This window comes from Streptomyces sp. SID3212 (assembly GCF_009865405.1).
Taxonomy (GTDB): Bacteria; Actinomycetota; Actinomycetes; order Streptomycetales; family Streptomycetaceae; genus Streptomyces.
Genome location: NZ_WWJY01001136.1, coordinates 1 through 319, shown reverse-complemented (window position 1 = coordinate 319; position 319 = coordinate 1). Strand labels below are relative to the sequence as shown.

Below are 319 nucleotides of genomic sequence, written 5' to 3'. Positions count from 1 at the left end.
CCGCTCGGCGGCTCCGGACGGCGCGCGGATCACGATGGCGCGGTCCGGCGATCTGTGGCGGGTCCGGGTGGAGGTGCCGACCCCCGGGCCGGGCGCGCTGGCCCTGACGCTCGGTGCGGAGGCGGTGGCTCCGGCTGAGGACGCCCAGGACGGAGCTGGAGGCGGCCTGGGAGGCCCTGGGGCCGCGGGGGTGGCGTCATGAGCGGGGACCGGGGGTCCGCGACGGTCTGGGCGGCGATGGCGACGACGGCGATGTGCGTGGTGTTCGCCGTGGTCCTCGCCCTCGGCCAGGCGGTCGCCGCCCGTCACCGGGCCGGGG

Annotated in this window: 2 protein-coding genes; both read left to right on the top strand. The window is 79.3% G+C overall.

Features of this window, described 5'->3' with window-relative positions:
* Positions 1 to 202 (top strand): TadE family type IV pilus minor pilin (locus GT042_RS39595; RefSeq protein WP_272925795.1); only part of this gene is annotated, 202 nt, incomplete at its 5' end.
* On the top strand, positions 199 to 319 hold a 121-nt coding region (locus GT042_RS40235; RefSeq protein WP_345944019.1), incomplete at its 3' end, for a pilus assembly protein TadG-related protein. The genes GT042_RS39595 and GT042_RS40235, both read left to right, overlap by 4 nt.